Origin of the sequence: Nonlabens dokdonensis (genome assembly GCF_002162835.1) — a bacterium.
Lineage (GTDB): Bacteria > Bacteroidota > Bacteroidia > Flavobacteriales > Flavobacteriaceae > Nonlabens > Nonlabens dokdonensis_B.
This window is the reverse complement of record NZ_MAAX01000011.1, coordinates 1-7,430: the sequence shown is the minus strand read 5'-3', so window position 1 is coordinate 7,430 and position 7,430 is coordinate 1. Positions and strand designations below refer to the sequence as shown.

Sequence of the window (7,430 nt, the reverse complement as noted above, 5' to 3'; positions counted from 1 at the left end):
TATCACGGCGCAACCTGCGCTAGAATTGTACCCAAACGATATTAAAATAAACAGTCTCATCGCACAAGCTTATCTAGGAGCAAAACACTATGATAAAGCAATTGAACACTTTGAGCTTTTATTTAAATTAGGAAATGACACTGATTTTAATAGAAAAAATCTGGCCTGGTCGTATTTTAATGATCAACAATGGCAACTCGCGATTGAAAACTATGAGAAGTACAACCGCGATTATGAAGATAAAAACAGTTTGATTTATTTTATAATGTCTAAAGCTTACTTACAACTAGATCAACTGGAACAAGCACAAGATCATATTGAGCAATCCATCCAGTTCAAGACGCCAGAGCTGCATCAAGAGTATTTACAACTAGCAACGGTATACGTGCGTTTGGGTGATTTTAAAAATGCATTTTATGCGACTAAAAAAGCAAAAAACGAAAAACCAGAAGATGATGTATTAGGGTATCAATATGCCATCGCTGCAGATCAATATTTTGCAGATAAGGAGAAAAAATTATCCTATTATGAAGAATTTATCGAGCAGTATCCTACGAGCCGCTATCAAGAAATGGCAAATGCGCGGGCTAAAGATTTACGCAAAGAAATCTTTCTCAGCGCCAAAAAATAGAAAGGTCGTATTTTAGCTTTATGAATTACCGACTGTTTTCTTTTCTACTGATAATTTGCTTCATAGCAACTTCTTGCTTGAGCGATGAAGAAAAACGGGAACAGGCAAATTTAAAAGCACAAAAAGAACTGGAATATTACGATATGTCATCCATAGACAGCTATCCGGTTTTTAAGGATTGTGATGAGATGCTCACTACACCAGATTGCTTTTATGAAAATTTACACCGTACAGTTTATAATAAGTTAAAAGAACAAAAAATTCCCATACGGCTTGCTGTTAAGGATAGCGTTTACTTGTCTATAACGGTTGCAAAGTCTGGTAAGATAAAATATGACAGTATTTTTAAATGCGCTAAGGAGATTGATAAGTTTAAGATGGATAGCCTTCTACAAACACGTTTAAATGACCTGCCTGTTATTGAAAGCGCCAGAAAACGTTCTATACCAGTGAGTAGTTCTTACCGATTACCAATTGTTTTTATTCCTGTAGACTCACTGGAGTATTAATTTTTCTTCCTTGCCAGTCTGATCTCTTAAGCGATAGAAAAGCTATTATAATTACTAGAATAGGATAGATGAAGAAATTAATAGGAACAAATCTCCATTTTACATTCTCAAAAAAACGGTCGCTTGTAAATAACACCATCACGTCAGTAAATAGCTTGGTCGCTAGAATGCCTACGAACATTGGAGAATTTATCATTTCAAAAACCCAAAACAATGGACTCAAAATAAACAACAAACTCATAGCTAGCACTTGAAAGCTTACTAATTTGTTGAGCATGCTCTTAGTTTCAGAGCCTTTTTGTGCCCATCGTGCTCTTTGAGAGATCATGTCTTTAAAACTGTCCTTTGGAAAAGTTGTAACGATTGCCTCCTTATTTTTTAAGTAATGGCATTTCATAACGTCTTCTGCAACCAGTTTTTCTAATAGGAAAATGTCATCACCACTCGAGATGTGATCGTTTCCTTCATAACCGTTGACTTCATGAAATGCATCTTTTGTAAAACTCATGTTTGCACCATTACACATAAATGGCTGTCTATAAGAAAAACCACCTACAGTAATTAATTGTAATGCATTCATTTCTTGAGTTTGTAAGCTAGAAATTATGCTTTTCTTTTGGTCTATCATTACAGGAGCAGCTATAAAATGAGCATCGGGATGTTTGTTGTAAATAGCATTATAGGAAAGTAACCAGTTTTGAGGCAACATACAATCGGCATCTGTAGTGATGATGTGATTGTGTGAACTGAGTTCTATTGCTTGAGAAATTCCATCTTTCTTACCGCTTGCAGATTTTACCTTGCGGTCTAGAAGGAATATCGAGACATCGGTATTTTCTTTTTTAAATTGTTTTAATATCGCAAGACTACCATCGGTAGAATGATCATTAACAAATATCCATTGTATAAGGTCGAGGTTGTATTCTTGATTTTTGATACTAGACAACAGCACTGGTAAATTTGCCTGCTCATTACGATAATTGATAATAACTGTGAAGGGAAGTAGTTTTGTAGTATCATTTATTTCAGTTTTAGGATAAGTAAGTAATTCCTTAGATAACAAAATGATCACCAGTGCATATCCACAAACGATAAATAAAAATAACCAACTCATGAGGTTGCTATTTTTAATTTCTGAAACGGTAAAATAGCGCATCCCAAAACGGTAGGGAAAATAGAATTAGTAATCCAGATAATTGTGGTTGCAAATAGAATAGATTCGGTATTATAAAGATTTCCATTAAAAATATAAGAAGCAACCGTCCATTTTAAAGCGATATCAAAAAGTTGAATCACAGGAATAATAGAAACTAGAAGATAATATATCGTGATATTCCTAATTATTATAAAAAGCGATGCCTCATAATCTAGTAGAATAAGAACAATGAGCCAGTTGCTGGCAAAAAGCACGTATCGCAAGAAAGAAAATATTAACACCTTTGCCCATTTTTGTGTATTTAAAATTCCTGATTGCCACTTTTTTGAAATCCACAGATATAAGATTAATGCTAGTAAACACATCATCACTGAGCTAAAGATCAATAAAAAAACACTTTCAGGTGATTGGTTCTTGATGTAAAATAGCACTCCGCTGATACCAAGTACAGTTGTAACTGCCATTTGCGCCAGGTTTCCTGCTAGTATGCTGCTCAGTATTTTTTTTCGTAGCTCTTTTTTGAAAAACGTACTTTTTAAAGCAAACTCGCCAGCTCTAAACGGAGTGATGAAACTGGCTGCTTGAGCGGTGAGGTTTTGTAGCACGCTTTCGCGAAAGCGTAACTTATAAAATTCTTTTATTAAAAATTGCCACTTTTTAGACTCTATCATCCAGCTGCTTAAACTGAAAAGTAATAAAGCAGGTAAGGACCACCATGGTAATTTGTTGAGTAAATCGGTAAAAGTGCTGAGACGTAAAGGTCGCTCCATCCATTGATTATAAAGTAAGTACACGCATAACGCAATGATGCACATTTTTAATAATGGAGCAAAGAATTGCTTAGATTTGTGAAGCGCGATGGACATGTGCGAAAAATACAACAATTGGCAAAAGAAAAAATCATTCTCGGTATAGATCCTGGAACAGCTATTATGGGTTTTGGGATTATTCATGTAAAAGGCAATAAGATGCATTTTGTGCAGATGAATGAGCTGGACATGAGAAAAATAACCGATCCTTACACGAAGTTGAGACGTATTTTTGAACGAACTATAGAATTAATCGACACTTATCATCCTGATGAAATTGCGCTGGAAGCACCTTTTTTCGGTAAAAATGTGCAGTCCATGCTCAAATTAGGTAGAGCGCAAGGTGTTGCGATGGCAGCAGGTTTATCTAGAGATATTCCTGTCTTTGAGTATGCGCCGTTAAAAATTAAGCAAGCAATAACTGGTAAAGGAAGAGCTAGTAAAGAGCAAGTGGCAAAAATGTTGCAAAGTCTTTTGGGTTTAAAGGAATTGCCCAAAAACTTAGACATGACTGATGGTCTTGCAGCAGCAGTATGTCACTATTATAACAGTGGAAAAGTTACCATAGGCAAGAATTATACAGGTTGGGCATCATTTGTGAAGCAAAATGAGAAGCGAGTTAAAAAATAAAGCCATGAACAAATTCTTATATTTAATAGTTATTATTCTTATAGCGATGCCATGGAATGTCGAGGCGCAAGAAAAAGAATCTCCAAAAAAAGGAATTCCAGAACTGCTCAAAAGTCATAATAAAAGATCTGTTCCTTATGTATCAGTGCAGACTCTTAAAATGGAGTACGACGATTACGTAATTCTTGATACTCGTAAGAAAGAAGAGTATGAGGTGAGTCACCTGCCTAATGCCATTTGGGTAGGCGAAAAATATAGTTCAGTAAATTTCCCTGAGATTGATAAAGAAGATAAAGTGGTTGTTTACTGTAGTGTAGGCATCAGGTCAGAATCTTATGGAGAAGACTTACTGAAAAACGGATTTAAAAACGTGTATAATTTATACGGCAGTATATTTTCTTGGAAAGATGCTGGTTATCAAATTGTAGATGCAGAGAATGAACCAACTGAGAAGGTTCATGTGTTCGGCAAAATTTGGGCTAAATATCTTAAAACAGGGGAGAAAGTATATTAATCCTTTTGAGCAGGAATAGTAAGTCGATATAATTGGGAAGGCGATAATGCCTCATCTTCTCCTAATTTTATTTGTGTGGCCTCTGATGAGATAATGTAGGTTTCATTTTTACTATCTCTTTTTAAAAAAGTAATTCCTTCTACTTGTGCACCTCCGGTAATTTGAAGATCACTTTTTTTATAAAAGTTGAAAATTCCATTTCTATAATCAACTTCATAGATAAAAGCATCTAAGCTGCTGTTATAACCAGATAAGACTACTTTATTTCTTCCATTATAAGTAGCGCCAGTTATTAAGCCTTTAACATTAAATGTGCTTACTTTTTCGGCTTTTTGATAGGCTTTATTTTTATCGATTTTGTAAATTATCGTGGTTTGTTTTTTCCAATCTTTTGAAAAAACAAATAACTCATCATCGATCGCTACAATCGACTCTGCGTCATATGGGTGGTCTTGGTCACCTTTCTTGAAACTTATTTGATCTGGATATGAAATATGTAACTTTTCTACTGGTGCGTTTTCATTGTTAAGATCTTCAATGGCAATTTTGTATATAGTAAGATCTTTACGATTTCCGTAGTTGTTACCTATGTCTGCAATATAAATATAAGAATCGTCTTTTGTGACGTCTTCCCAATCGATCGCTTGCATGTTCTTATAGGTCTTATTAAAAAGAAGCTCTCCTTTTAAGTTTAAAAAATATAATGTAGGTGAATCGCCGCTATCGTTATGAGTGATGATATATTCCTCAATAATTTCTAGCCCAGAAGTTTCAGTAAGTTGAGGATCTAGAATGGTAATGATGTTTAAATCAAAATTTTTCTTACCACTTAAATTTATTTTTCCAGCAGGAGTCTTGCAAGCAGCAATGCAACATAAGACAAATAGCCAGAAGAATCGTTTGGTCATAAATATTAAAGAAGTGTAATAGATTTAGAGATAGAAAATGTACCCAACATTAAACCACCAGATCCAATCATTTGATCTGTTGTTTACATTATTAGGACTCAGACCATCTACATAATTACTACCAGTGTAATAATGCCATTTTGAAGAAATTAAAATATCACTTAATGGACCTACTTTATAACGCAAACCTATATCGCCTACGACAGCGATAGCACTACCTTGAGAGGTGTCGATACGATCTATAAACGTAGGGAATGTAGTGACAGGATTTCCCAGTGGTCCTAAAGAACTCGTAGCTTCTGGTCTATAGCTTACGTAGTGCGCTCCTAAACCTAGATAAGGAGCAATTTTTTTACCACCAGTTTGAAAATCTCTGATACTCCATGGAAACCATTCTAAATGAGCTCCAGCTTCAAAAACTCTAGCTTTTCCTTGCATAGATCTCAATTGCAATCCACCTAATGATGGTTTTTCTGCTTCAGGACCTAGATGGTTTAAAGTGGTAACATGATAGGAAATTTCACTCCTTATTTTAAAGTGATCGTTCCAGTATGTATCCTGAGAATAGCAATCACAATCTGCTCTATATGCAAAATTGATATAATGAACTAAGCCCACACCTATTCCTACGTTTCCAGAATTTGTATCCCAGTCATAACGCTCTCCGTAATCACTTTGAAAAGCCACAGGACCAGTTATAAAACCTAACTCGTGTGAGAAACCTAACTGGGCACTAGAAAGGTTACTAATGGCAAGCATTACGAGCAATATACTAACGTATCTTAAAGGGTGTATCATCTATATATATCTAAGAGATCGCAACAAATATAACAAAATGTAATTCATACAACTGCAATATGTATTTGATTATAAATTGACTAATAGATGTACTACATATTAAACCCTTAAAATGTTGTTTAACAAACAATTTAAAGACATAAAAAAATGGTAAAAAAAAAGAACCCTCACGCGATAATATTATATTTGCAATCTTAACGAAAACGTTTTCTTAAAGAAACAAATTACAGATAATGGAAAAAAACATCCAAAGTTTTATCGATTTGATAAAAAAGAAAAACCCTAATGAACCAGAATTCATTCAGGCAGTGGAAGAAGTAGCTGAAGCCGTTATACCTTTCATTGAAAAGAATAAAAAATATCAGTCTGACAAACTTTTAGAAAGAATGGCAGAGCCAGAGCGTGTAACAATGTTCAGAGTGCCATGGACAGATGATAGTGGAGAAGTTCATGTTAATAGAGGTTATCGTATTCAAATGAATAGTGCTATAGGTCCATATAAAGGTGGCTTGAGATTTCACCCATCTGTAAACCTTAGTATCTTAAAGTTTCTTGCTTTTGAACAAGTTTTTAAAAACAGCCTTACAACGCTACCTATGGGTGGTGGAAAAGGTGGGTCAGACTTTGATCCTAAAGGGAAATCAGATCGTGAAGTAATGCGTTTTTGCCAGTCATTTATGGTAGAGTTACAACGTGTGATAGGAGCAGATACTGACGTGCCTGCTGGAGATATAGGAGTAGGAGGACGTGAGATAGGTTACCTATTCGGTTACTATAAAAAACTTAGAAACGAATTTACCGGTATTTTAACAGGTAAAGGTCGTTCTTACGGTGGTTCTTTAATACGTCCAGAAGCAACAGGATACGGTAATGTATACTTTGCACAAAATATGTTGAAGACTAGAGGAGAGGAAATTAAAGGAAAAACTACGGTAATATCAGGATCTGGAAATGTAGCGCAATATGCTGCAGAAAAAATTCTACAGCTAGGTGGTAAAGTAGTTACTATGTCTGATTCTGGTGGTTACATCTATGATGAAGAAGGTATTGATGCTGATAAACTTGCCTTTATTATGGATCTTAAAAATAATAGAAGAGGTCGTATTTCTGAGTACGTAGATCAATATTCTAACGCAACTTACCATGAAGGTGAGCGTCCATGGTCCGTAAAATGTGATATCGCATTACCATGTGCCACTCAAAATGAGTTAAACGGTGAAGAGGCTAAGGCCTTAGTTTCTAATGGCTGTATGTGTGTAAGTGAAGGCGCAAACATGCCTAGTACTCCAGAAGCAGTAGAGCACTTTATCGATAATAAGATTTTATTTGCCCCAGGAAAAGCTTCTAATGCAGGTGGAGTGGCAACTTCTGGTTTAGAAATGTCACAAAACTCTATGCGTTACAGCTGGACTGCCGAAGAAGTAGACAGCAAACTACACAGCATTATGAATGACATTCATGAAGCTTGTGTAGAG

General features: G+C 35.3%; 9 protein-coding genes. 5 read left to right on the top strand and 4 right to left on the bottom strand.

Features of this window, described 5'->3' with window-relative positions:
* On the top strand, window positions 1–631 hold a 631-nt coding region (locus tag A9Q93_RS00495; RefSeq protein WP_303685408.1), incomplete at its 5' end, for a lipopolysaccharide assembly protein LapB.
* A gap of 77 nt (window positions 632–708) precedes the next feature.
* Window positions 709–1,140 carry a hypothetical protein gene (locus A9Q93_RS00490; RefSeq protein ID WP_303685407.1) on the top strand — a complete coding sequence of 144 codons (432 nt, stop codon included), beginning with the start codon at window positions 709–711 and terminating at the stop codon, window positions 1,138–1,140.
* Here A9Q93_RS00490 and A9Q93_RS00485 read toward each other — a convergent pair.
* Together A9Q93_RS00485 and A9Q93_RS00480 are read right to left on the bottom strand one after the other, a co-directional pair.
* The gene (locus tag A9Q93_RS00485) at window positions 1,112–2,254 is read right to left on the bottom strand and encodes a glycosyltransferase (protein ID WP_303685406.1); all 1,143 of its coding nucleotides are present in this window, start codon (window positions 2,252–2,254) and stop codon (window positions 1,112–1,114) included. The genes A9Q93_RS00490 and A9Q93_RS00485 overlap by 29 nt on opposite strands.
* On the bottom strand, window positions 2,251–3,162 hold the full coding sequence (locus A9Q93_RS00480; RefSeq protein ID WP_303685405.1) for a lysylphosphatidylglycerol synthase domain-containing protein: 912 nt from the start codon (window positions 3,160–3,162) through the stop codon (window positions 2,251–2,253). Before A9Q93_RS00480 ends, A9Q93_RS00485 begins: the two co-directional genes overlap by 4 nt.
* Before the next feature lie 18 nt (window positions 3,163–3,180).
* On the opposite strand from A9Q93_RS00480, the gene ruvC reads away from it, so the two are divergent.
* Entirely contained in the window at window positions 3,181–3,735 is a 555-nt protein-coding gene (gene ruvC, locus A9Q93_RS00475; RefSeq protein WP_303685404.1) for a crossover junction endodeoxyribonuclease RuvC, read from the top strand.
* 4 nt (window positions 3,736–3,739) lie between these two features.
* Window positions 3,740–4,249 carry a rhodanese-like domain-containing protein gene (locus A9Q93_RS00470; protein WP_303685403.1) on the top strand — a complete coding sequence of 170 codons (510 nt, stop codon included), beginning with the start codon at window positions 3,740–3,742 and terminating at the stop codon, window positions 4,247–4,249.
* Here the strand turns inward: A9Q93_RS00470 and A9Q93_RS00465 are convergent.
* Window positions 4,246–5,157 (bottom strand): hypothetical protein, encoded by a 912-nt coding sequence (locus tag A9Q93_RS00465; protein WP_303685401.1) that lies wholly within the window; start codon window positions 5,155–5,157, stop codon window positions 4,246–4,248. The genes A9Q93_RS00470 and A9Q93_RS00465 overlap by 4 nt on opposite strands.
* A 24-nt stretch (window positions 5,158–5,181) precedes the next feature.
* A complete protein-coding gene (locus A9Q93_RS00460; RefSeq protein ID WP_303685400.1) occupies window positions 5,182–5,955 on the bottom strand; it encodes a glutamate dehydrogenase in 774 nt (257 codons plus the stop codon).
* Between the two features lie 233 nt (window positions 5,956–6,188).
* Between A9Q93_RS00460 and gdhA the strand changes: the two genes are divergently transcribed.
* A partial coding sequence (gene gdhA, locus A9Q93_RS00455; RefSeq protein WP_303685399.1) for an NADP-specific glutamate dehydrogenase occupies window positions 6,189–7,430 on the top strand: 1,242 nt, incomplete at its 3' end.